At 28.7% G+C, this 22,938-nt stretch carries 26 protein-coding genes; 5 read left to right on the top strand and 21 right to left on the bottom strand.

Features of this window, described 5'->3' with window-relative positions:
- Positions 1–190: 190 nt before the first annotated feature.
- Genes A2255_10090 through A2255_10080 form a run of 3 tightly spaced genes read right to left on the bottom strand, consistent with a single transcriptional unit; the run spans position 191 to position 1,311 of the window.
- Positions 191–403 (bottom strand): hypothetical protein, encoded by a 213-nt coding sequence (locus A2255_10090; protein ID OGI17010.1) that lies wholly within the window; start codon positions 401–403, stop codon positions 191–193.
- A gap of 9 nt (positions 404–412) precedes the next feature.
- Positions 413–1,036 carry a hypothetical protein gene (locus A2255_10085; GenBank protein OGI17009.1) on the bottom strand — a complete coding sequence of 208 codons (624 nt, stop codon included), beginning with the start codon at positions 1,034–1,036 and terminating at the stop codon, positions 413–415.
- 59 nt (positions 1,037–1,095) lie between these two features.
- Positions 1,096–1,311: a hypothetical protein gene (locus A2255_10080; protein OGI17008.1), complete on the bottom strand. Its 216-nt coding sequence runs from the start codon at positions 1,309–1,311 to the stop codon at positions 1,096–1,098.
- Positions 1,312–1,620: 309 nt separating this feature from the next.
- On the opposite strand from A2255_10080, the gene A2255_10075 reads away from it, so the two are divergent.
- The 3 genes from A2255_10075 to A2255_10065 all read left to right on the top strand — a co-directional run bounded on the left by A2255_10075 (position 1,621) and on the right by A2255_10065 (position 4,655).
- Positions 1,621–2,181, top strand: a complete 561-nt coding sequence (locus A2255_10075) for a hypothetical protein (protein OGI17007.1) — start codon at positions 1,621–1,623, stop codon at positions 2,179–2,181.
- Between the two features lie 144 nt (positions 2,182–2,325).
- The gene (locus A2255_10070; protein OGI17006.1) at positions 2,326–3,357 is read left to right on the top strand and encodes a tryptophan--tRNA ligase; all 1,032 of its coding nucleotides are present in this window, start codon (positions 2,326–2,328) and stop codon (positions 3,355–3,357) included.
- 566 nt (positions 3,358–3,923) lie between these two features.
- Positions 3,924–4,655, top strand: coding sequence for a hypothetical protein (locus A2255_10065; protein ID OGI17005.1), 732 nt, complete (start codon positions 3,924–3,926; stop codon positions 4,653–4,655).
- A gap of 239 nt (positions 4,656–4,894) precedes the next feature.
- Here A2255_10065 and A2255_10060 read toward each other — a convergent pair whose 3' ends face one another.
- The 11 genes from A2255_10060 to A2255_10010 are packed head-to-tail and all read right to left on the bottom strand — an operon-like array spanning position 4,895 to position 13,466.
- On the bottom strand, positions 4,895–5,848 hold the full coding sequence (locus A2255_10060) for a flagellar hook-associated protein 3 (protein ID OGI17004.1): 954 nt from the start codon (positions 5,846–5,848) through the stop codon (positions 4,895–4,897).
- A 39-nt stretch (positions 5,849–5,887) separates the two neighbouring features.
- Positions 5,888–7,420: a flagellar hook-associated protein FlgK gene (locus A2255_10055; protein ID OGI17003.1), complete on the bottom strand. Its 1,533-nt coding sequence runs from the start codon at positions 7,418–7,420 to the stop codon at positions 5,888–5,890.
- Between the two features lie 55 nt (positions 7,421–7,475).
- Complete coding sequence (locus tag A2255_10050) at positions 7,476–7,970, bottom strand: hypothetical protein (GenBank protein ID OGI17002.1); 495 nt, start codon at positions 7,968–7,970, stop codon at positions 7,476–7,478.
- A 44-nt stretch (positions 7,971–8,014) separates the two neighbouring features.
- On the bottom strand, positions 8,015–8,350 hold the full coding sequence (locus A2255_10045) for a hypothetical protein (protein OGI17001.1): 336 nt from the start codon (positions 8,348–8,350) through the stop codon (positions 8,015–8,017).
- 28 nt (positions 8,351–8,378) lie between these two features.
- Complete coding sequence (locus tag A2255_10040; GenBank protein OGI17012.1) at positions 8,379–8,690, bottom strand: hypothetical protein; 312 nt, start codon at positions 8,688–8,690, stop codon at positions 8,379–8,381.
- Positions 8,691–8,725: 35 nt separating this feature from the next.
- A complete protein-coding gene (locus A2255_10035; GenBank protein OGI17000.1) occupies positions 8,726–9,829 on the bottom strand; it encodes a hypothetical protein in 1,104 nt (367 codons plus the stop codon).
- Positions 9,830–9,848: 19 nt separating this feature from the next.
- Positions 9,849–10,499 carry a hypothetical protein gene (locus A2255_10030; GenBank protein OGI16999.1) on the bottom strand — a complete coding sequence of 217 codons (651 nt, stop codon included), beginning with the start codon at positions 10,497–10,499 and terminating at the stop codon, positions 9,849–9,851.
- 12 nt (positions 10,500–10,511) lie between these two features.
- A complete protein-coding gene (locus A2255_10025) occupies positions 10,512–11,225 on the bottom strand; it encodes a flagella basal body P-ring formation protein FlgA (GenBank protein OGI16998.1) in 714 nt (237 codons plus the stop codon).
- A gap of 28 nt (positions 11,226–11,253) precedes the next feature.
- Complete coding sequence (locus tag A2255_10020) at positions 11,254–12,039, bottom strand: flagellar basal-body rod protein FlgG (GenBank protein ID OGI16997.1); 786 nt, start codon at positions 12,037–12,039, stop codon at positions 11,254–11,256.
- 32 nt (positions 12,040–12,071) lie between these two features.
- Positions 12,072–12,851 carry a flagellar basal-body rod protein FlgF gene (locus A2255_10015; GenBank protein OGI16996.1) on the bottom strand — a complete coding sequence of 260 codons (780 nt, stop codon included), beginning with the start codon at positions 12,849–12,851 and terminating at the stop codon, positions 12,072–12,074.
- Positions 12,852–12,875: 24 nt separating this feature from the next.
- Positions 12,876–13,466, bottom strand: a complete 591-nt coding sequence (locus A2255_10010; GenBank protein OGI16995.1) for a hypothetical protein — start codon at positions 13,464–13,466, stop codon at positions 12,876–12,878.
- Positions 13,467–13,786: 320 nt separating this feature from the next.
- On the opposite strand from A2255_10010, the gene A2255_10005 reads away from it, so the two are divergent.
- Complete coding sequence (locus tag A2255_10005; GenBank protein OGI16994.1) at positions 13,787–14,416, top strand: hypothetical protein; 630 nt, start codon at positions 13,787–13,789, stop codon at positions 14,414–14,416.
- 36 nt (positions 14,417–14,452) lie between these two features.
- On the opposite strand, the gene A2255_10000 is transcribed toward A2255_10005, so the two are convergent.
- The 3 genes from A2255_10000 to A2255_09990 all read right to left on the bottom strand — a co-directional run bounded on the left by A2255_10000 (position 14,453) and on the right by A2255_09990 (position 17,023).
- The gene (locus A2255_10000) at positions 14,453–14,773 is read right to left on the bottom strand and encodes a hypothetical protein (protein ID OGI16993.1); all 321 of its coding nucleotides are present in this window, start codon (positions 14,771–14,773) and stop codon (positions 14,453–14,455) included.
- Between the two features lie 110 nt (positions 14,774–14,883).
- Positions 14,884–15,534, bottom strand: a complete 651-nt coding sequence (locus A2255_09995) for a hypothetical protein (GenBank protein ID OGI16992.1) — start codon at positions 15,532–15,534, stop codon at positions 14,884–14,886.
- A gap of 343 nt (positions 15,535–15,877) precedes the next feature.
- Positions 15,878–17,023 carry a hypothetical protein gene (locus A2255_09990; GenBank protein ID OGI16991.1) on the bottom strand — a complete coding sequence of 382 codons (1,146 nt, stop codon included), beginning with the start codon at positions 17,021–17,023 and terminating at the stop codon, positions 15,878–15,880.
- Between the two features lie 134 nt (positions 17,024–17,157).
- On the opposite strand from A2255_09990, the gene A2255_09985 reads away from it, so the two are divergent.
- On the top strand, positions 17,158–17,844 hold the full coding sequence (locus A2255_09985; protein OGI16990.1) for a hypothetical protein: 687 nt from the start codon (positions 17,158–17,160) through the stop codon (positions 17,842–17,844).
- 19 nt (positions 17,845–17,863) lie between these two features.
- Here A2255_09985 and A2255_09980 read toward each other — a convergent pair whose 3' ends face one another.
- From A2255_09980 to A2255_09965, 4 genes are all read right to left on the bottom strand, one after another.
- A complete protein-coding gene (locus A2255_09980; protein ID OGI16989.1) occupies positions 17,864–18,976 on the bottom strand; it encodes a DNA polymerase III subunit beta in 1,113 nt (370 codons plus the stop codon).
- A gap of 612 nt (positions 18,977–19,588) precedes the next feature.
- Positions 19,589–19,897, bottom strand: a complete 309-nt coding sequence (locus A2255_09975) for a hypothetical protein (protein OGI16988.1) — start codon at positions 19,895–19,897, stop codon at positions 19,589–19,591.
- 9 nt (positions 19,898–19,906) lie between these two features.
- On the bottom strand, positions 19,907–21,220 hold the full coding sequence (locus tag A2255_09970) for a glutamate-5-semialdehyde dehydrogenase (GenBank protein OGI16987.1): 1,314 nt from the start codon (positions 21,218–21,220) through the stop codon (positions 19,907–19,909).
- A 31-nt stretch (positions 21,221–21,251) separates the two neighbouring features.
- Positions 21,252–22,400, bottom strand: coding sequence for a glutamate 5-kinase (locus A2255_09965; protein OGI17011.1), 1,149 nt, complete (start codon positions 22,398–22,400; stop codon positions 21,252–21,254).
- Positions 22,401–22,938: the final 538 nt, after the last annotated feature.

The following is a 22,938-nucleotide window of genomic DNA, read 5'->3' as shown; positions in this document are numbered from 1 at the left end:
TTGACTTGCTACTAAACCCATATCTATTTCCTTTTTAATTTGCTATCTTGTACTCACATATATATAAAAAAATCTAAATATATCAAAAATCAATAAAAAGTATATACTGTTACACTTATTTACAAAACAAAAAGAGAGCTATAAAATAGTTCTCTTTTTAATCCTCAAAATAAATTAATCTCTTAATTTTTTATTTTTGATATCCTGCTGTATTTTCAAAAATACGTCTGCTCATACAAAGTGCCATATTTTTAAGAGCACAGATACCCGTATTTCTATTAACTACACCTATACTTGCCAGTTTATTTTTTACAGTTTCATTTAAATCCTCGGTTTTTATATATAAACTGCAAGTTGAGTTACATTCTTCTTTACTAAATGGACATTTTTTTATTTCTTCCATTTTATAATCCTATTTGTTTGATATACACGCATCCATTATTGCTTTTTGCCAGCCAGCTGTTTTTTCTATATAGTAATTAGCTCCCCTATTTAGGCATTTTGTCTCATATTCAGGTTTTGCAGAAGCTGTCATTACTATAATCTTTGTATTTAATTTACATAATAAAGAAAGTTTTTTTAATTCATCTAATAATATAAAACCTTCTCTTTCTGTTGGAATAAATAAATCTATAACAGCATATCCAAAATCCTGCTTTTTATATTTTTCTATAGCATCATATATTTCGTGAGATATAACAACCTCATAATCCATTTTCTTAAATAAGATATCTAATTGATAAGTTATAATACCAAGATCATCCACTATTAGTACTGTTTTAGGTCTAGCTGAAGAATCTGCTTTAGCTCCACCTGTCATAAAATCATTCATTACAGGAGTATTATTTGCTGCAGTATTAGCCTTTAAAGCAGTAGAGGTGCTTAAAGTCAGTTCACTTATTTTTTCTTTAATCTCACTTAACGCAGCATTCAAGTCGAATAAAGTAATTTGTTCAGGTGGCAACATATTAGCTAACCCAAAAAAGTTCTCCACAAATTTTGAGTCTAATTCTATTGAAAATCTGTCAGCTGTCATATTTTTCCTTTATTTATTTCTCATACTAATGCCAACTATTCATTATTTATTGTAACTGGTTATTTCCATATCTGCCACCATTTTTTTAGAAATTTACTGTTATTCCTTGTTTGTTGTTCAAAAATATATCTAATTACATCTATAATTTCATCATCAGTTAAATCAAAGTGCATTTTTAACTGATTAATATAATTATTTAAAGACTTTTTGGCATTTTGTTTTCTGTTAAAAGTTTTTATAGTTTGTTTTTCAGCAATAGGATAATCATTTCCCATAATAGTACCCCTTAAATTCTTACCCCCTAAAACCAGATCTAAGATTTTATAAATTCTATAATATAAATATATACTTTATTACAGCTTTTTTCATTCGATAAAAGTCTAATTACAGGGTTTTTTTATTTATTAAAACCCTGAACTTTAAACTATATCATACTTAATAATTTGTTTTTATCTCCAATAAGTAAGATTCCTATACATTTCTAATTTTTTTGCTTTGATTGCAAACATCTGTCTAATAGTTTTATTAATACTTTAGTCCTATATTGGAAAAACTGTAGAAAACCTGTATAAAACTAGAGCAATATGTATAAAAGTTTATTTAAATCTAATCAAATAAACTCAAAAGACGTTGATAATCAGGTTGATTCAACGAATAATATTATTTTCGATAAAGCTTGTCCTCGTTGTAATAAGATCATAGTTAAAAATAAAGATTATTGTGCGTGTGGTTTTTATTTAAAAGCTTTCAACAACTCTATTTTTTGGACTAGTGTTCTTTCTACGTGTTTTTTTATTGGGTTTATATTAATTATAGGGCTGGTAAGTTTAAATAGTGTTAGAAATTATGCTTCTCATAAATTGCAAAATAAATTAGATTTTAATTCTCTCTCCCCTATTAATATTCAGATTATATCAAGTTTAAAAAGGTCTCCTTACGATGGTTATATACAAAATATTTACGTAAAACCTAAAGAAGAAAACAAGTTAATGATTTTAATTAAGCCTAATTTATGGCATACATTAAATAAAAAAGAAAAAGAAAATCTGGTTAAACAAGTATCTGAAAACTGGAAGATTATTTATAAAAGAAATAATCCTGATTCTACTAAAGAATCTTTGGTTAAATTCGCTAATTTTAACTAATATACTTTTATTAATAACTCTTTTAAGTTAAAAATTAAGTTAATTAATTAACTTAATTTTTAACTTTTTAACATTGTAGAATATTATTGATGGAAAAATAAAAAAGCAGGTTTATTATTCTTTGTTTTATTAAGGAGAAACTGTATGCCAGAAGATAAAAAACGTATAATGTCAGGAATGAGACCTACAGGAAAATTACATATTGGACATTATATGGGTGTTTTAAGAAACTGGATTTCTTTTCAGGATAGTTATAATTGCTATTTTGCAATAGCAGACTGGCATGCTCTTACTACTAAATATGATCAAACACAAGATTTAAAGCAAAACATTGTTGATGTAACCCTCGATTGGATTGCAAGTGGCATAAACCCTGATAAATCAACTATATATTTACAATCTCTCGTTCCTGAAATTGCAGAATTACATATTTATTTAAGTATGATAACTCCTCAAAACTGGGTAGAAAGAGATCCTACCTTAAAAGATATGGTTAAAATTCTAAGAAAAGAACCTGGTGAATTAGAGGAAAATCAAGATATTTCAGGAATAATTAGTTATGGTCTCTTAGGATATCCAGTATTACAAAGTGCTGATATACTCGGATTTAACGCATCTCTTGTACCCGTTGGTCATGATCAGTTAGCTCATCTTGAATTCTCAAGAGACGTGGCAAGAAGGTTTAATTATATATATAAAACTGAATATTTTGAGGAACCTCAACCAAAATTAACTGAAACCCCACTTATAAAGGGTATTGATGGTCAAAAAATGGGTAAATCGTTTAATAATGATATTAAAATTTCTGATTCAGAAGAAGAAACAGCCAAAAAAATAATGAGAGCTATTACCGATAGATCAAGAATTAAAAAAACTGATCCCGGGCATCCAGATGAGTGTGAGGTTGTTTGTCCTTATTATTTAATATTTGCAGATGAAGATACAATAAAAACTCAAAGAAATAACTGTGAGTTAGCTCTCTGGGGTTGTGCCGATTGTAAAAAACAATTAATAACTATAATAAACAATTATTTTAAAGATATAAGAAACAAAAGAAAAGAATTAGAACAAAACCCTGATTATATACATAACGTGATTAGAACAGGAAGTGAAAAAGCCAGAGATTTAGCTTCGAATATTCTAAAAGATGTCAAAAAAATAATGCAGCTTTATTAATGATTATAATTTATATCTAAAAATAAGCCTCCTATAATTAGGAGGCTTATTTTTAGATATAAATTTCTTACTTTTTACCTTTAAACTCAACAGTATCTACTTCTAAAACATTCATTTTAGGAGCTAGTTTATCTAATTTTATTTCTTTATTTTCTACTTCTTTGTTTGGAACAACACATTTTGGTTTTTGAGTAAAACCAACTTTCATAATATAGCCTCCTATCTTCTTTTTTATCAAAACAAAAACCTATAGCTACTAGATTTCACCTTTTATTAAGTCTGAAATCTTAATATCTTCATTTTCTTTCTTGATTTTTTTCTTTGGAACTTTTCTCACAGATATCTTAGACTCATTTAATCTAGTAAGTCCTATTAGTGTATCATCTTTATTGAAAAATAAATCTTTAATCCAATTTATAACAGTGAGCACAACTTTTATCTCCCTTTTTTCGATTATTATCTTTCTTTTCTACTTAAACAGCATCCTGTATTAAGTTTATTTTGGTTAATTTTAATATTAAAATACTTATATAGGTATCACCTAATGTATTAGTCTTAATAAATTTATGTATAATAATTCCTTTAAAAATAATATAAAAAATAATCCAGTATTTAATGATCTGGTTATTAAAACAGAATCTGCTTATAATTTAAACAATCAAGATTTTGATTATGAAAAGCTGATTGAGTTTCTAGATTCTGAAAATTTAAGGCACTTTGCTCTATTGAATATCGAGAAAGTTAAGAACCAAGAAGATGCTCAAAAACTTCTTTTTTGTTTAACACAAAATGATTCAAGAGTAAGGGAATTGTCTTCTTTTTTAATAAAAGACCTTATTATTGATTTAAAATACAGACATTTTTTTAATTATGAAAGTTCCATTGATATTCTAGTAAACTCATTAAAAGACTCTAATCCCAAGGTTTGCAAAAATGTTACACTTGCTTTACAACATCTAGATAATAAGTTAACATCTATCAAAAAAATAGTTAAAATAATAAAAACAAACAATCAAACTACTATTTATTGGTATCTCCATGCCCTTGAAAATATATTATTACTTAATAACTGTGATATAAGCTCTATTATTGAAAATTTAATTCAATTAATTTCTGAAACATCTGAGTCAAGGGAATATCAAATAAGGGAAAAAACTGCTTTTATTGTTAAAACTATAAACCAGAAAGGAATGTATAAAAAAAGCAGCTATATTATAGATGTATTAAGTAAATTAACCCAAAAACTTTTGAGTGATGAAAATTTTTATGTAAGAAACGCTATCTCTTTTACAAATTAAATTTTTTAAGGAGAAAAAATGACTATTTTATATTTATTTTTACTTTCGGCTGCTATTGTTCACGCTTGTACAAATAAATCTCCTAAGTTAGCAAGAATTTATGTTAAAACAAACTCTATTAATAATTTAAATAAATAAAATTTTTGAAAAATTTCTAAAAATCTGATATTTTTTATCAGTAAATATAATAAAAAAGAGGCTGAAAAGCCTCTTTAAATTTAAGTGAGATGGTAGGTAATTTAACCTAAATAATCTAATAGAGAATTTTGAATAACTTTTGAGCCCACAGACAATGAAGCTTGAAGAGCTGTTTCTTGAAATTGTACATTTGATATAGCTTTAGCTAAATCAATATCTTCTAATTTAGATTTTCTCTTTGTATAAGAAATTACATCCTCTTCAATTTTACTTTTTGTCATTTCAAGTCTCGAAATAGTCCCCCCTATCTGTGCCTGAGAATCAAGAAGGGTTTTTAAATTATTTTCAAAATCACCTATTTTAGATCTTATATTGTCATGATTAGGAGGTGATGTTTGTAATTCCTGACTTAAAGTAGCAAGTGTTTGAATAAGCCCACTACCTGTCATTACAGGTGGTGGCCCAGGAGCTGACTCATAATACTGTCCAAAAACAGCATCTCCTGCTAAATTCAAAGGAACTTTTACTCCTTGTACTATTTCAGCCTCTCTTTGATAATTTCCTGTTGATAAAGTTCCCATATATTGAATTTGATTAGTTCCTACTTCTTGAAAAGGTGCATCTTCTGTAACACGACCTCCAAATATGTATTTACTTCCATATTTCGTATTACCTAAGTCTTTAACCTGATTTATTAATTGTTCTACTTCAAAATTAATAGCTGATAATTCATTTGATCCACTACTCATATTTGAAGCCTGTACAGTTAATTCTCTTGCTCTATGTACAACATCTACAGCACTTAATATAGACCTATCTGTAATCTCAAGTTCTGATTGTACTTGTTCTATATTTTTTATGTAATTCTCCATCTGAGAAAGAGAAGATTTATCAGATAAAATACTCATTGCATTTGCTGGATTCTGAGAAGGTTTTGTTACCAACTTTCCTGAAGATATCTGTTCTTGAAGCTCATATAGTTTTGAGCGATTTGTTAATAGATTATTAATAATGATGTTACTCATTGATTTATTTGTTACTCTTGTAAGAATCATTATTTTTCGATCTCCTCTTATTTTTAATCAAGAATTGTACTAGCCTGCAAGATTTATAATTCTCTGCATAGCTTCATTTACCACAGTAAGAACTTTAGCAGAAGCCTCAAAAGATCTTTGAAACCTTATTAAATCTGCTAACTCTTCGTCTAAATTAACACCTATGGTAGATTCTCTTTTACTGCTAATTTGTTGAACAATTGTATCTTGTGATTCATAGTTATCCTGAACGCTTTTTACTTGAATACCAAGATTTCCAACAACTGCGTTTAGGTATGATTCTGTACTCGAACTATTAAGAGCAGCTATTTTAGTATTTCTAAATTCAGCCATTACAAGAGCATTGCTTCCATCCCCAGTTTCATTAACCGCAGAAGTGGCTCCAGCTGCTGCTATTTTAAATACATCATCTATTATATCTTGATTAACTTTAATATTACCTGCTGTTAAATCTGCATAAGTAGCAGTATCAACTCCGTCTTGTTCTACAAAAATATCAAAAGGAGCTGCAGAAACAAGAGCTAATTGATTTGGACTAACTGAAGTATCTATATATTGACCACCTTGATGTATAGTATTTATTTCTCTAGAAAATTCCCTGGCCAAAGTATTTAACTCTGTAAGAACATTATAAATATTTAGTTTACTAGAATCAGAACCTCCCATCTCAAGTATTGCACCTATTTTACCGGAGGTTATTGAAGAATTTGCATTTGCTACCACGATATTATTATCTTCATCTAATATTCTTAATGTAGCCGGATCACTTGTAGTTCCTGTAGCTACATTAAAAAACCCAACTTGTTCTTTATTTTTAACTAGATCCACACCATTTAAAGATACTGTCACTAGGCTATTAGATCCTTGTGTTACAGTAATTGGAATATATTCAGCAATCTGGTCAAGCAAAATATCTCTTTGATCTAAAAGGCCATTTGGAGGTGCTCCTTGTGAAGATGAATCACATATCGTTTTATTTATATTTGCAAGTGCTGATAGTTTAACATTTAAATCATTAACATCTAAAGCTATTTTACTTGTACTAAGAGTTGCAGGATTAGTAGCATCTCCAACAAGGTTGGATCTTAAATCATCCAATCTATCATATGTTAAATTAAACTTATTACATAAATCCTTTGCTTTTTGTACAAGATTATTTCTTATTATCGAGTCATTTGGATTTATACTTAATTCATGAGCTGTATTATAAAATTCATTAAGAGCCTGATTAATACCAGTATCTCCAAGTTCATTAGTAATATCTTCCATTAATGAAGCGGTTTCGTTTAATTCTTTATAAAAAGATAAACCAGTCGTTTCTTTTCTAAAATATGCATCCAGGTAAGCATCTCTATTTCTTGTAATATTATCAATAACTGCACCTGCTCCGGATTGCGTTCTTGAAATAGTTGTATTTACTCCTGAATCTACAGTCACTTGTTGGGAGAGTTCTAATCTTTGTTTACTATACCCGGGTGTATTAATATTAGCTATATTGTTATTAATCAAGTTAATTGCAGCTTGATTAAGCAATATAGATCTATGTGAATTAAAAATTCCAAATAAACTCATTTTTTACCCAAATCTCCCAAATTAATTTAGTTATAGTTTCTATCTGTATAAACCTTTATATTTCATGGTTTATGGAACTTACTCCTTTACTTTGTTGATTATTATTTATTTTTCCAAAATTATTATAAGCTGATGCTTCCGGCATAAGTGCATTAGCAATAGATACAATTGAAAACTCAAGTATATTAAGAGAATGTTTTATTAATTGATTATTAATTTTATTCTGTCTTTGTATATTTTCAGCTAAATTTTTTAGTTTTATTCTCAAACCTGATATTTTTTCTGCTTTATCTTCTTTTTCTATTTTTTTAATAATTTCTCTTAATGAAAGATTTTCATGTCCAAATTTTGACGCAATTTTAGCTCTTTTACCTTCTAAAATACCTGTTTCTGAGTTAAATTTCTCAATTTCATAGTCAATATTTCTTAGTTTTTCAATATCACCACTAATTAAACTGTCTTTTTTGTCGAGAATATATTTTTCTAACTTAGAATAGGCTTCTATTTCCTTATTTAATACTTCTTCAAGTTCTAATATCTCTGTTTTCATTTTTTACTCCCCTAAATTTATCAAGAGTTCTGGTAATTCTGTATTTAACCCACCATATCAACTAAAATGCTGCGTCCATAACGCTTAGCATAATTTATATCTTCTTCATTTATGTTAGTATTTCCACATTTATTTGCATATTCCTTTATTTCATTTATATATTCTGTATTTTGAGAAGATAAAACCTTTTCCACTTCAGGATTATTGTTTTTTGCACTATTAATTTTATTTTGACTTTCTTGAGATAAAGAAACTTTTACTTCTACATCTTCTATAAGTTCATTACCAGGTGTATTTAAGGATGCTTTTATAGCACTTTTAAAAGCTTGTGTAGCTCTTAATAACTGAAGAGAATTTATCTCTGAAATACCGCTTACCATTTATCCCATCTCCCTAACTTATTTTTCCCTAAATTCTATCTTTCATTTGTTGATAAATTTGCTCTGCAAGTCCAAATGATGTTGTTGGATTTGAAGCAATATTTTTAGCTACTTCATCATTTAACATTGATTTAAAGATATTTTCTGCTTGTCCCCCATGAAAAAGTTCTGATTTTCTAACAGTTGAATCCATTGTTTCAAGAAATTGTTTTATAAACACAGCTTCAAAGTCACTTGCGGTTTTTCTTAAAGATTCTTCTCTAAGATTTTTTTGACTATTTAAATTAGAGAATCTTTCCAGATTTTCCATTTTTTGATTCTGTAAGTTAAATCTTGCCATACTTATGTCTATTGGATTCATTGTTATTTATCCTTTTAAATTATTTCTAAAGTTGCTTGTAAACTACCTGCTTCTTTTAAAGCTTGCAATATAGATATAAGATCGTAAGGAGTTACACCTATTGTATTTAATGATGCTACAAGCTCACTTAATGTAGTATTTGCAGAAACTTCAACCAGTCTTCCATTTTGTTTGTTAACAGTAATATCACTATTTTGAACTGCTTGTGTGGTTCCTTCTCCAAATTCGTTTGGTTGAGAAACTTCATTTCTAGTGGTTACAGTTACAGTTAAATTGCCGTGAGCTACAGCAGCAGGAAGAAGTTTAACATTATTACCAATAACAACCGTTCCCGTACGTTCATTTATTATTACTTTTGCTATTGAATCACCACTTTGAACAGTTAAATTTTCCAGAATTGATATAAAGCTAATTCTGTCATCTACAAATTTATTAGGAAGTGTTATTTGTATAGTACTTGCATCAATAGCTTTAGCAGACGCTATATTTTCGTTAACAACCTGTGATAATCTGGCTGCCATAGTGAAATCAGGTCTATTTAATATCAATCTAATTCCAGATTCATCACCAATCTCAGTATTTATATCTCTTTCAACAATTGCACCATTTGGAACTCTACCTGATGTTGTAATACTGGTCCTTACACTGCTTCCTGAAGCAGAAACATCTGTTCCACCGGTACTAATAGGTCCTTGAGCTACAGCAACAACTTCACCATTAGGTGCTACTAATTGGGTTTGTATTAATACACCACCTTCTAAACTTTTAGCATCAGCCAATGATGAAACGATAACATCTATTTTATCTCCTGCTTTTGCAAAAGCAGGAATATTAGCTATTACAATAACAGCTGCTGTATTACCTTTTTTAATATCGTTACTACTTTCAATAACCATACCAAGATTTGATAGTAAAGCCTGGTTAGTAATTTGTGTTGATTTACTGTTATCACCGGTTCCTGGAAGGCCTACAACTACACCATAACCTACTAACTGGTTATCTCTTATTCCTTCAATATGAGTAATATCTTTAATTCTTACTCTTCCAGCCTGAGCTTCCAGTGCTGTAAAGTTTAAACTAATTAATACTGTTATTAATAATAAAGCTATGTATCTCATTCCCAAACCATCTCCAATTTTAGAATAAATATCTAAACATCTTATTTACAGTGCCTTCTGAATCAGATCTTGATACTGTTCCCTTTCCAACAACCGCTACCTGTAAATTTGCAACTAAACTTGAATCAATTCTTCCCATATTATCAAGTAATCTAGGATCAATTATTCCACTTATTACCACATCTACTCTTTCACCGGCATTCATTGCTATTTTTTTACCTTGAACTACAAGATTTCCATTAGGTAATATTTGGACAACCTGTGTTGTTATTACATCTTTTAATTTTGATGTTCTTGCTAAACTTGTCTGGTTTTTTGTTTCTGAACCACCACCAAAATCATCCATATTTGGCACAGAGTTATTAGGAAGAAATCTTTTAATTCCACTTGGTAAGATTGTGTTTAAAGTAGTGGAGAAATTATCTGTGGTATCTGATGATTTTTTAACATTAAGTTGTACATCATCAGATGCTGTAATCTCTTGATCTATCAAAACAGTCACTAAATCACCGATACTTTTTGCTCTGACTGTACTAAATAAAGGTCTTGGTTGTATAGTATAAACATTTTGAGAAACACCTGTTTTAAATAATGATTCAGCAAATACAGTGTTATTAGCTGTAGTTATAATTATTAATGATATTAATGTTTTTGATAATTTATTTCTCATTTTTTCCAGACCTTATATATTTACCATAACGGTATTTGCACTTATAACCCTACCTATATAATCTTTTTTATATTGTTTACTTCTAACTCTGATATAATCACCTATTTTTCCATTATCAAGAGCCTCTGCAGACATTGTAATTGTTATGTCTGATGATTTGAAAACTATAGAAATCGGACTATTTTTTATAATAAGAGGTATTTTCTCTACATATCTTGTATCAATAATATCTCCAGGTTTAAAAGTTTTCTTAACTGAACAATTAAAAGGAGAAAAATCTTCTCTTACTGCGGTTTCAGCCATTAAAGTAATTTCTTTTTTTTCAAGAGCAATATTAGAACCGGATAAACTTTTACCTCTATCTATTACATCTTTAGCGACCCAAACTTTGTCATAAACAGATATTTTTATTGGTGTTCCAAAGGATTTAATTTTTTCACCATTAACTAAGATTTCAACTCTAGCCACTGTAAGAGAACTAAAATGTTGTAAGTTAGATGAAGCAACTATATCAACTTTTCCTTCAGGCACTTCAATTGTTTTATATGGGATATTAGTTACTTCTATTTCTATTCTTCCACTTACCATAGAGCTAATTTGTTTAGTAACATCTTTTTTAATTTGATTAATAATAAATTGAGAATCTAAAACAGCAGCATTAGCTTTTCCAACTACACTAATTAGAAAAGCTAAACTTATCATTACTGTTTTAATTATATTTCCCAATTTTCCCAATCCCCTTAAGAATTATTTATTAACCGATACGGTTAACATTTTTAAGCATATTATCAGCAGCTGTAATTAACTTAGAATTAACTTCAAAAGCACGTTCAGCTTGAATTAAACTTATTAACTCCTCAACTACTTGAACATTAGAGCCTTCCAAGAAATTTTGTTGTAAACTTCCAAAGCCTTCTTGCCCTGCTGTTCCTTGAATAGCTGTTCCTGAACCAGATGTTTCTTTGTAAAGATTTTTACCAATTGCTTCTAAACCTGCAGGATTAGCAAATTTAGCAAGTTGTAAACTACCAACTTCTGTTTGAGCAGTATCACCAGCTGTTTTTATTGATACTCTTCCGTCAGATGTTATGGTTATATCTGTTGCATTAGCTGGAATTGTAACTTGTGGTTGGACAATAAAACCATCACTAGTGGTTAATTGCCCATTACCATCTATTTTTAAACTACCATCACGAGTATAAGCAGGAGTACCATCATCAAGTTGTACTTGTAAAAATCCATCACCTTCTATTGCTACATCAAGCTTATTTCCGGTTGATTTCATAACGCCTTCTGTGAAAATTCTATTAGTTGCTGATGTTCTTGTACCTAAACCTATTTGTATACCTACAGGTTGATTTGTACCTTGAGCTCCCTGAGCTCCAGGTGCTTTTAATGTTTGAGAAAGTAAATCCTGAAATTCAGTTCTAACTTTTTTATAACCTGTAGTATTAACGTTAGCCAGGTTGTTTGATATAACATCAATATTCATTTGTTGTGCTACCATACCTGTTGCTGCTGTGGTTAATGCCCTTAACATATCAAACCTCCAACCCTTTATGTTTTAATTATCTATCTTTTAATACGTCCAACTTCATTTATAGTTTTACTAAGACCCCTATTTACCGTTTCTATATTTTTTGTCAAATTTTCATAAGCTCTCATTGCCTCTATTGATTTAATCATACATTCAACCACATTAGCGTTAGAAGATTCCAAAGCTCCTTGATTAATTTGATAGTTTTCAGAATCAATAGGTTTTTGACTATCATCTACAGGTTTAAATAATGAATCTCCCATAGCTTTTAACATTTTTCGATCTTCAAAATCAACAATTTTAACTTTATCTACAATTTCTTTGTTTATTTCAACATCTCCATTTGGGTGTATTTTTATACTTTTTACGTCAGCCTCATTAATATTTATACTTATTGGTCCTGATTCCCCAACTAATGGATGTCCATTTAAGGTTGTTACTAAACCATCTTCACCAGTAATGAAACTACCATTTCTTGTATAAGCCTCACCATTAGGAGTATTAACAACAAAGAATCCTTCTCCACTTATAGCTAGATCAAAAGGATTACCTGTTGGTTTGATACTTCCTTGAGAAAAATCAAAAACAGTAGAATCTATCACACCTCCAGCACTAATCGTTCCAAGTGATTGTTTATTATCAAAACCTTTAGCAGCATCAATTTTATTAACCTCAATATCATCAAGACTTTTAAAACTTGCTAAGGTTTGTTTAAATCCAGGAGTATTAACATTGGCTAAATTGTTAGCAATAATATCATGGTAATCAGTTATATTTACCAATCCTGTTGCTGATATGTTTATTCCTCTTACCATTTTTTACCCGATCTCCCAGATTTTTTAGCTACCTGATCCTGAAAACTGTTTTTGATATTCAAGAACTTTTTTTACATAATTTTGAGTTTCATTATAAGGAGGAATTCCTTTATATTTACTTACAGCACCGGGTCCTGCGTTGTATGCTGCAAGAGCTAAATCAACCCTTCCATCAAACCTGTCCAGCATATTTTTTAGATATTTAGTTCCACCTGCTATATTTTGCTCAGGATCTAAAGGATTCTCTACTCCTAGCACTCTGGCTGTACCAGGCATTAACTGCATTAAACCTAAAGCTCCAACAGGTGATTTAGCATTAGAATTAAAACCTGATTCTGCCTTTATAACAGCTTTTACAAGATTTCCATCAAGATTATTTTCTTTTGCATATTTTTGAACTATTTCATCTATTTCAGTTTTCGGAGTATTAACTGCTTGTGAGAAAGGTTTTATAAATATTTCTCTTGGTAAAACGGCTTCATCCTGGTTTAATTTCTGAGTTAACACCTCTTTAAAACCAGAATCTTTATTAGGATCAACACTTTCCAGCTTATTAAAAAACGATTCTAGCTGGTTTATGCGCCTTAAAGTTATTTCTAAACCGCTAATTTCCATATTATCGACCCATTCTCACTTACCAAGTCTAAAGGTTTTAAAGTAAATTAAGTTATACTTTCCCAAGACTATAATTAAATTACTATATATGAATGACCTTTATCATCCACCCTTTGGTGTATCTAAAATTTCTTAACCTAATAAATCAATGGATTTAGACCTTCTGAAAAATACTACATTTAATTGATTTTTTTTACTTAATATTATTTTTGTTTTTTAAAACTTCATATTAATAAAGTTTTTATTTTTCTTTTTGTCTAAAAAAGATAAAATAGTAAATATAGGGGAGAAACTCAAATCAGGAAAAGATTATTTAAACTATGAATAACGATTTTAATGATATAGAAATAATACAAAACAGGCCCTCTGCTATAAAGGAGAGATTAAATCTGGTAGCAAGTCATATGTATAAACAATATAAAGAACATAAAGAAGCTACTTTAAATACTACAAAAATGTTTTATAGAGTTCTTCGTTGTATGGAAGAAGTTACAGAGAGTTTAAAAGAGAATTTCACAGCAAGAGATGTGCCTGAATCTCAGATATTCTGTCAAACTGACGCTGATAAATCAGTTGGTATTTTAAATATCCTCTGGCATAGTATAAGTTTTACAACCAGAGGTAATACTAAACCTCAAGCTTTATACAGACAAGATAATACACCTTTATTTACAGGAAGAATTTTAGCTCTTAGTGGTGATTTTTTAGATGCTTCACTTGATATACAGGATCAAGAGTATCCCGGAATTTTAAGTTGCGAAATCGCATCACTTTATGTTCCGGCTGATACCTTAACTCCAGCTATTTTAAAAATTAAACATTTAGGTAATCAGGAATTTTATCTAAATCAGGTAGATGCTCCAAAACAATTTCTATTAAAAGTAATAGAAATCATCTGTGGCGGCGGAATTTACCACGAAGATGGATTTAACTACGAAGAAGAAATATAAAAACCTGGTTTAAGACTAGGTGCCTTATTTGCTTATTTATCTACTATTTAACCTATCTTCAAGTTTATCTAATCTTCTTTCAAATCTATCTAATTTATTTTCTAAATCACCTAGTTGATATGGTTTTACACATTGATCGTCATTAGAAGTACGATTTTTCCAAGAATCACTGGAATATTCTTTAGGTTTAGAAGGTTTAGGAGGAGTAGATTGATCGTCATTAGAAGTACGATTTTTCCAATAATCAATGAAATAAGGTTTAGGAGGTTTAGGAGGAGTAGGAGGAGTACAAAGAGTAGAAGGAGTAGAAGGAGTATAAGAAGTAATATTATGACCATTAAAGCTTACTTTGTTCATTATAATTTTTCCTTTCTTTGTCCCTTTTCTATTTTTCTAACTTTATAAAAGCAATAAAAAAAAGAAATTGCTATTTGTTTTTATTTTATTAAATATAATTTACATAAATTTTATTTGAAATATTTACATGAAGGGCAAAGTATTTCCTGCTCTGGATTATAATAATTAACCGGAATTTCACATTTCTTACAACACGGAAATCCGTTATTCTTTCGCCAGATTTGTATTTTTAAATCTTTTATTATTACACTTAATAACCTGTCTTTTTGCTCATTTGTAGTGAAATTTTGTTTTTGAATAGATTCTTTTATTAGATTTATTATATTTTCAGGAACATTAATGTATTTTATTTCATCAGTAGAAGGAGTTTTAACAAAATAATGAGCTAATTGTTCCTGTTTTTCGGGTAAAATATTTTTCTCTTTTACTTCATCCCATAATTTAGCACTAAAAGTTAAATCTGTAACATTAAAACCCATAGGTTTTGACATAGGTGAAAGCTTTCTTAGTATATCTTTCTTAAACATATATAGTTCTTGAGAGATAATTGATGAAGAGACAGCCACTAAAATAGAATCATATCCACTTTTTTTTAAGACTGATACAGCTTTAGATTTATCTTTAAATCTTGGCCCAACTATATCAGGCCATAAATTAATAAGAGTTATCTCTTTTAATCCTCTTTCTACTCCTAATTCTTGAGCAACTCTGTCTGAAATAAAGCTTATTTTCTCAAAACTATCATTTCTACTGTCTTTCAAATAATTATCTCCATTTAATAATTATAATACTATGTCATTGCGTACTTCGTACTGTATCTGGTCATCAATCATTCCGATAATACCACTAATATTACAAGGGTGCTTCGCACTTTCCTTGGTCATCAACTGTTTTAATAATACGCACTGTCATTGCGAGCCATAAAACACAGATAACTAGTATCAATTATTCTTGCGAAGCAATCTTACAGTAACACATAAAAAATTCTAATACCTCATTAGTAAGATTGCCACGGGTTGCTAAAGCAACCCTCGCAATGACAAGTAATGAATAACATAATATATCATAGAATACCTCGCAATAATTAGGAATATAAATTAAATGTTATTCTTTTTTTATACTGCCAGCCTCAACCTTATAAATTGTAACACCTTCCAGATAAGGAGGCTCAAAGTTAGAAATATCTACAGTAGTAATAATAGTTTGAATATCTTCTTTTATTGAATCAAGGAGAAAATTCTGTCTCGTATGATCTAATTCCGCTAAAACGTCATCAAGTAATAAAATAGGGTTTTCTCCGACTATATCTTTAATGAAATCTAATTCAGCAAGCTTTAAAGCAAGAACTATTGTACGTTGCTGACCTTGAGATGCATAACTTTTAGCGTCAATATTATTAATCAAAAAAGAAATATCATCTCTATGAGGTCCTATAACTGTCTGGCCTCTAATAATTTCCTCTCTACGTTTTTCCTGGATTATATCAGAATAAACACCAGCTATTTTATCAGCCGGCATTACCTCATTAACTTCAGTATCAAAATCACCGGTAATTGTGGAATTATATTTTATTAATAGATTTTCTTCACCAATAGATATATGTTTATGCTTTTTGTGGGCAATTTTATTTATTTCTTTTAGATATTTTTGTCTTAAATGTATTAAATTACTTCCAGCTACTATAATTTGATCATCCCATACAGATAAACTATCACTCTGTGATTTAGTTAAATGAATGTTACCTTTAAATTCTTTTAATAAGTTATTTCTTTGAAGTCTAATTTTATTATATTTAGCCAATCTCTCTATATATACAGGATAAAGCTGGCTTATAGCATCATTAATCCATTTTCTTCTGTCAGATGGAGTACCTCTTAATAATAATAAATCAGCAATACCAAAGTTAACTACTAATAAATTTCCTAAAAATTGAGAATATTTTGTTTTTTTAAGCCCATTAACCTTTAAAATCTTATTACCAGGCGGATTAATAAATATATCTAAGCTTACTTGTGTATCAAATCTTTCAATTTCAGCTTTTATTTTAGTAGATTTTTCTCCCCAGTAAATCAATTCTGAGTCTGATGTGGCTTTATAAGATGATAAAGTAGCTAAATAATAAATGGATTCAAGTATATTAGTCTTACCCTGCGCATTTTTCCCAACAAAAATAGTTTTATTAGTAGGAAAATCAATACTACAGGTTTTGTAATTTCTAAAATTTAATAAATCAAGCTTTTTAAGAAACATCTATTAATAATACCAAAATAAATATTTATGTAATTTATCTATTATATATTTTTTTTAAACAAATAAAATAAAGCAATTAAATAAATTATTTTGTTTTTATTATATTAGAGGAGATATAAAGGGACGGATTAGTTATGGTTGAAAGTGTTGTTAACACTAAAAAAGATTTTTATTTGTATGATAAAAAACCTCAAAATAACTTTAAAGCAGGTCAAAATATAAATTTTATTTTTGATACCAATAAAACTGCTGCAAATAATATAGATTTTAACTTTGAAAAAACTGCAACACCAGAAATAAAACAAAAAAAATCTTTATTATCCACATTAACAATGATAAATCCATTTACAGACAAGTCTAAAAAATATGAAAAAATAATTCAAAAATACGCAGAAAAATACAATGTTGATAAAAATCTCATAAAAGCTGTTATAAAAAAAGAATCAGGTTTTAATTCTAAAGCTAAATCACCTGTTGGAGCTTCAGGTTTAATGCAATTAATGCCTGGCACAGCTAAAGACTTAGGTGTGAAAAATTCTCAGGATCCTGAGCAAAATATAGCTGGTGGAGTAAAATATTTAGCTGGATTATTAAAAAAATATAAAGGTAATAAAAGATCTGCTCTTGCTGCATATAATGCAGGAAGTGGAACGGTTGATGATTATTTAAAAGGAACAAATAGAACACATAGAAATCCTAAAAAAATTAAAACACCTGACGGAATTCCCCCATACAAGGAAACTCAAGATTATGTTAAAAAAGTTCTAAAATATTACAAACAATACTCAAAAGCAGATAATAAATACACTGCTTGTATCTGATAAAACTAATTACAAAGTTCTATCTAATTTGAACAGGCATAATTAGACATAAATAGTCTTCATCTGAATCTGGTTTAAATAAAGTTGGTGAAAGTGATGTACCTAATTCAATTTTTACATTATCAGAATCTAAAACTTTAAGTGTATCTAGAATATATTTGTAATTAAATGCTATTTTTAACTCATCTCCGGCATAATCTATATCAATTTGATCTGAAGAATCTCCAAGATCCGGTGTTTCAGCTAATAATTCCAGCTGATTATCATTAAAAATAAGTTTAATAATACTTGTTCTCTCATTAACCAGAGTAGATGTTCTTTCAAGAGCTGCTATTAATAAATTTTTATCAGCTTTAGCTAATATTTCATAATTAGAAGGAATAAGTTGTGTATATTTAGGATATTGTCCTTCTAAAAGTCTTGATGTTAAAACTCTATCTGTTAATTTAAAAGATATTTGTGCACTTTTAATTGTTATAGAGACTTTTTCATCACTTGTACCAGTTAATATTCTTGAAAACTCATTTAGAGTTCTTGCAGGAATTACAATGGAGTATTCTTTACCATCTAAGCTATTTATATTTTTTACTGTTCTGGTAAGTCTGTTACCATCTGTTGCTGCCATTTCAAGAGAGTTATCTTTTACCTGAAAGAAAATACCACTCAAAACATTATTAGTATCATAAGTTGCTGCAGCAAAAACTGTTTCTTTTATAGCTTTTAATAATGGCTCTATTTCAATTTCTATAGAATCTTCTGATTCAATATGAGAAATAGTAGGAAATTCACTGCTTGAAATACCTATTAAATCAAATTTTGATTTACCGCAAGTAATCTCAGTTAAATTATTTTCGTGATTTAAATCAAATTTTATAGGTTGATTTGGTAGTTTAGTAACTATTTCAACTAATTTTTTTGCAGGAAGTGTAATACTTCCAGTAGTTATAATTTCTGCAGGTATATTTACTTCTATTGAAATATCTAAGTCTGTAGCACAAAGCTTTATTTGATCACTGTCTATAGTTTCAATTAAAACATTTGCTAATACTGGCTGAATACCTCTTGTTGCTGTTGCTTTGATTACTGCGTTTAAAGCGTTATAAATATTTTCTTTTTGAACCGTAAATAACATTTTCAACTCTCCACAAACTCTAATAGAATTATTCTAATATAATTCTATATATTTTTAACTAGTTTTATATTAATAGTTAATTTAAATTTGCAGTAGTAGTAGGGGAGCTTTTTTTCTGTAGAAAACCAAATAAGACTCAATTATATTTTAAAAAACCCCTGTTTAAAACCTGTTTATAAGTTGTATAAAAACCGTATTTTTTTATACAGACTAAAGTTTTTCTACAAAAGTTTTCTACAAGTTTTTATAGGTTTTCTACAAGTTTTCTACAAGTTTTCTACAGAAACATGTAAATAACTTATATCAACTTAAAATAAGTATGGATCCTGGTATAAATATTATTTTTATTGGTTATTACGAAAGCCATATGTCACATGGTTTTCCGTATTTTAAATCATGGAGAAATAATTCCTACATGGATTTTAGGTTTATTAATTAACAGAGAATTACATATAATCATGTATTTTCAATATAAACGTTTTAGTTTTATATAAAGTCTCTGTATTTACTATAATTAAATTTTAATAAAATATTTTACTAATATGTATATATTTCATAATTTTTGAGTAATATATCACTTGAATACCAACTAAAACTATGTAAAATACCTATTTATTTAGTAAAAGACCCAAAATCACTGGCTTTTAAATTATGAACCCACCTTGTAAACTTTTGCTGCTCATAACTATCGGCGAAATTATAAAGAGATTCCAATAGTTTTATACCTGTTTTAGACTTTCCCGCAAATGTAATATTACATTCTTCATCACTTACAAGAGTTATTTCTTCCTGAATAACTTTTGTAATATTGCATTCAGGTTTTTGAGATAATTTTGATTTTAACCAGCCAAACAGTAATATACTGGTCGGTATATCATCATCAAATTGTTTTAGATACTCAGCAAAAGCCTGAACAATCATTATTACTCTCTATTTTATTCTTTTATGTGTGTAACCCTTTGAATTTTTTCCTGAGTATTCAGAAACGATATGACCATTTCCATATAGTTTATACTTGTAAATAACTAAACCTTCAATACCCACTGGACCCCTAGCATGAGTTTTATTTGTACTAATTCCAACCTCAGCTCCAAAACCATATCTAAAGCCATCAGCAAACCTTGTAGATGCGTTATGATAAACACCTGATGAATCTACAAGATTCATAAAAAGTTCTGCATTTTTTCGATCTTCTGTAATTATTGAATCAGTATGACCTGAACCGTATGTATTAATATGATCTATAGCTTCAATTATATTTTCTACTATCTTAAAAGAGACTATTTTGTCGCTGTATTCTGTTTTCCAATCTTCTTCAGTTGTTTCTTCTATATTTTCAACAACTTGCCTTGTTTTAATATCACCTTTTACTTGAACATTAACATCTTTAAAATCTTGAATTAATTCAGGTAAATATTTATTAGATAATTTTTTATGTATAAGAATTGTTTCTACAGCATTACAGGCGGAGGGATATTGAATTTTAGAATCTATTGATATCTTTGTAGCTTTATCTAAATCTGCAAATTCATCTATATATATATGACAAATACCTTCTGCATGCCCTAAAACAGGAATTTTAGTATTAGATTGAATATATTTTACCAATTTATTGCTTCCTCTAGGAATAATAAGATCGATATATTCATCTAACTTAAGCATTTCTTGAACATCATCACGTGTTTTTATAAGATTAATTGAATTTTCAGGATATTCAGTCACTTTATTTAAAGCATTATTTATGATATTAACTAAAATCTCATTTGAATTTCCTGCTTCGCTTCCACCTTTTAATATAACAGCATTAGATGATTTTATTGTTAAAGCAGCTATTTGAGGGACTACATCAGGTCTTGATTCAAAAATAACCCCGATAACTCCTATAGGACAACTAGCTCTATAAAGTTCTAATTCTTTATCAAGTTCAATAGCCCAGGAAACTTTATTAACAGGGTCTTTTAATTTTGCAACATCCCTGATTCCCTGAACCATAACTTTTATTTTTTCTTCATCCAGTTTTAATCTGTCATATAGTGACTGAGTTAATTTTCCTTGCTCAATAAGCTTTTTAGCTTCAATTAAATCTTTATTATTTTCTTCTAAAATAAGATTTTTATTGTTTTCTATTTCCTCTGCAATAATTAAAAGAGCATTATTTCTAACTTCTTCTGTTAATGATGCTAGTTTATAAGAAGCTTTTTTAGCGTTTTGCGCAATTTTAACCAAATTTAACTCAGTAATCATAAATCTCCTCTAAAATAAACAGCAAAAAATCCTATAAAATTACAATATTATCTCTATGAATAATTTCATCATTTTCTTTATAACCTAAAATGAGCTCAATTTCTTCTGTACGTTTTCCAATAAGTTTTTTGCAATCTATAGATGAATAATTAACCATTCCACGAGCAAATTCTTTATTATCTGAGGTAATAATACTTACAACATCTCCTTTTCGGAAAGAATTTTTTATATCCAGCATTCCAGAAGGTAACAAGCTGGCAAAATTATCAACTAAAGCTTTTTTGGCTCCATCATTAACTTTTACTATACCTGTAACGTTCGTAGCATAAGCAATCCATCTTTTTCTACTGGATAAGTTCTCAATAGGTAAGAAAATAGTTCCTACTTCTTCTGCATTAAATATTTTATCTATAACATCAGGATTTTTTCCATTAGCTATTATAGCAGTACCACCTGAATGAACAGCTATTTTAGCAGCTTCTAGTTTTGTTTTCATTCCTCCACGGCCACGTTTTGAAGCTTCAAAACCCAATGCTTCTACTTCAGGCGTAAATTCATTTACTACAGGAATAAGTTTTGCATTTTTATTTATTCTTGGATCATCATCATACAATCCATCTATATCAGATAATAATATTAAAAGATCTGCGCCTAATTTACTCATAACAAGCGCAGCTAGTTTGTCATTGTCACCAAATGAAACCATTGTTCCATCAGGCCTGTAGAATTTTAAATCATGAGTTGAAACGGTATCATTCTCATTAATAATTGGAATAACACCAAGCTCTAATAGGGTACTTAAAGTATTTCTTAAACTTAAATACCTTTTTCTAATAGAAAAATCTTCATCAGTAAGCAAAACCTGAGAAGTCACAATAGATAGCTTATCAAATCCCTCTTCATAAATAGACATTAACTGTCCCTGACCAACGGCAGCACAAGCTTTTCTTAATGTTGCAAGAGTTGGTTTTGATTCCATGCGTAATCTTTTTGCTCCAAGTCCCACTGCTCCAGAAGTAACAATAATAATTTCCTTATTCTGTTTTTTAAGATCAGCAATAGATTCAATAAAAGAATATATTCTTGAAAGGGCTATATTTCCATCTTTTCTTGTTAAAACACCTGTCCCAAATTTGAAAATGATTCTTTGAGCTTTTTTAATATTTTCCCTGTGATCCATAATTACTTTATAACCCAATTTTTTAACTCTCCAGTTTAAATCATACTACTTAAAGATTTATATGACTATTTATAATAATTAAAAAATATTACAAAAATAAAAAAATCCTATAAAAAAAAGCAATTTTAAAAAATATATATTCTTTATATAAATATAACAAACATTTAATTAAAAAATATAACTATAAATCCTAAAATTTAAACCTACAACTTTCTATCTTTACTCATGCTTCTTGTTTTACAAGAAGTTTTCTATGTATACAAGATTTTTGGTAATATCCATTACCTAACTTAAGTTAACGACTAAAGCCTTTGATGAAGTTGGACTTAGTTTAAAGTTATCAGTTATCGTTGGAGCTCTACTATATTTTTTATTAGTTAAATTTAATACAAAGATAAAAAACAATTTTTTATTTTTTCTGTTTTATATATATATGAGTAATTTAAAATTTTATTTAAGAGGCTGTTTGAAAAGTAATAAAAAATAGACGATATTGTTGTCATAAATGTAAAGAGAGGAAGTATGACAGCAGTATTGG

Source organism: Candidatus Melainabacteria bacterium RIFOXYA2_FULL_32_9, from assembly GCA_001784615.1.
Lineage (GTDB): Bacteria > Cyanobacteriota > Vampirovibrionia > Gastranaerophilales > UBA9579 > UBA9579.
This window is presented reverse-complemented; position numbering and strand designations above follow the sequence as displayed.

What these genes read in the sequence shown, in the direction of transcription:
- A2255_09965 (OGI17011.1), bottom strand. Translation starts at nt 22,400, where the DNA reads ATGGATCACAGGGAAAATATTAAAAAAGCTCAAAGAATCATTTTCAAA.
- A2255_10080 (OGI17008.1), bottom strand. Translation starts at nt 1,311, where the DNA reads ATGGGAAATGATTATCCTATTGCTGAAAAACAAACTATAAAAACTTTT.
- A2255_09970 (OGI16987.1), bottom strand. Translation starts at nt 21,220, where the DNA reads ATGATTACTGAGTTAAATTTGGTTAAAATTGCGCAAAACGCTAAAAAA.
- A2255_10050 (OGI17002.1), bottom strand. Translation starts at nt 7,970, where the DNA reads ATGAAAACAGAGATATTAGAACTTGAAGAAGTATTAAATAAGGAAATA.
- A2255_10045 (OGI17001.1), bottom strand. Translation starts at nt 8,350, where the DNA reads ATGGTAAGCGGTATTTCAGAGATAAATTCTCTTCAGTTATTAAGAGCT.
- A2255_10020 (OGI16997.1), bottom strand. Translation starts at nt 12,039, where the DNA reads ATGTTAAGGGCATTAACCACAGCAGCAACAGGTATGGTAGCACAACAA.
- A2255_10010 (OGI16995.1), bottom strand. Translation starts at nt 13,466, where the DNA reads ATGGAAATTAGCGGTTTAGAAATAACTTTAAGGCGCATAAACCAGCTA.
- A2255_10030 (OGI16999.1), bottom strand. Translation starts at nt 10,499, where the DNA reads ATGAGAAATAAATTATCAAAAACATTAATATCATTAATAATTATAACT.
- A2255_10005 (OGI16994.1), top strand. Translation starts at nt 13,787, where the DNA reads ATGAATAACGATTTTAATGATATAGAAATAATACAAAACAGGCCCTCT.
- A2255_09990 (OGI16991.1), bottom strand. Translation starts at nt 17,023, where the DNA reads ATGTTTCTTAAAAAGCTTGATTTATTAAATTTTAGAAATTACAAAACC.
- A2255_10075 (OGI17007.1), top strand. Translation starts at nt 1,621, where the DNA reads ATGTATAAAAGTTTATTTAAATCTAATCAAATAAACTCAAAAGACGTT.
- A2255_10015 (OGI16996.1), bottom strand. Translation starts at nt 12,851, where the DNA reads ATGGTAAGAGGAATAAACATATCAGCAACAGGATTGGTAAATATAACT.
- A2255_10070 (OGI17006.1), top strand. Translation starts at nt 2,326, where the DNA reads ATGCCAGAAGATAAAAAACGTATAATGTCAGGAATGAGACCTACAGGA.
- A2255_10055 (OGI17003.1), bottom strand. Translation starts at nt 7,420, where the DNA reads ATGAGTTTATTTGGAATTTTTAATTCACATAGATCTATATTGCTTAAT.
- A2255_10085 (OGI17009.1), bottom strand. Translation starts at nt 1,036, where the DNA reads ATGACAGCTGACAGATTTTCAATAGAATTAGACTCAAAATTTGTGGAG.
- A2255_10035 (OGI17000.1), bottom strand. Translation starts at nt 9,829, where the DNA reads ATGAGATACATAGCTTTATTATTAATAACAGTATTAATTAGTTTAAAC.
- A2255_10060 (OGI17004.1), bottom strand. Translation starts at nt 5,848, where the DNA reads ATGATTCTTACAAGAGTAACAAATAAATCAATGAGTAACATCATTATT.
- A2255_10040 (OGI17012.1), bottom strand. Translation starts at nt 8,690, where the DNA reads ATGGCAAGATTTAACTTACAGAATCAAAAAATGGAAAATCTGGAAAGA.
- A2255_09975 (OGI16988.1), bottom strand. Translation starts at nt 19,897, where the DNA reads ATGATTGTTCAGGCTTTTGCTGAGTATCTAAAACAATTTGATGATGAT.
- A2255_09985 (OGI16990.1), top strand. Translation starts at nt 17,158, where the DNA reads ATGGTTGAAAGTGTTGTTAACACTAAAAAAGATTTTTATTTGTATGAT.
- A2255_10065 (OGI17005.1), top strand. Translation starts at nt 3,924, where the DNA reads ATGTATAATAATTCCTTTAAAAATAATATAAAAAATAATCCAGTATTT.
- A2255_10090 (OGI17010.1), bottom strand. Translation starts at nt 403, where the DNA reads ATGGAAGAAATAAAAAAATGTCCATTTAGTAAAGAAGAATGTAACTCA.
- A2255_10000 (OGI16993.1), bottom strand. Translation starts at nt 14,773, where the DNA reads ATGAACAAAGTAAGCTTTAATGGTCATAATATTACTTCTTATACTCCT.
- A2255_09980 (OGI16989.1), bottom strand. Translation starts at nt 18,976, where the DNA reads ATGTTATTTACGGTTCAAAAAGAAAATATTTATAACGCTTTAAACGCA.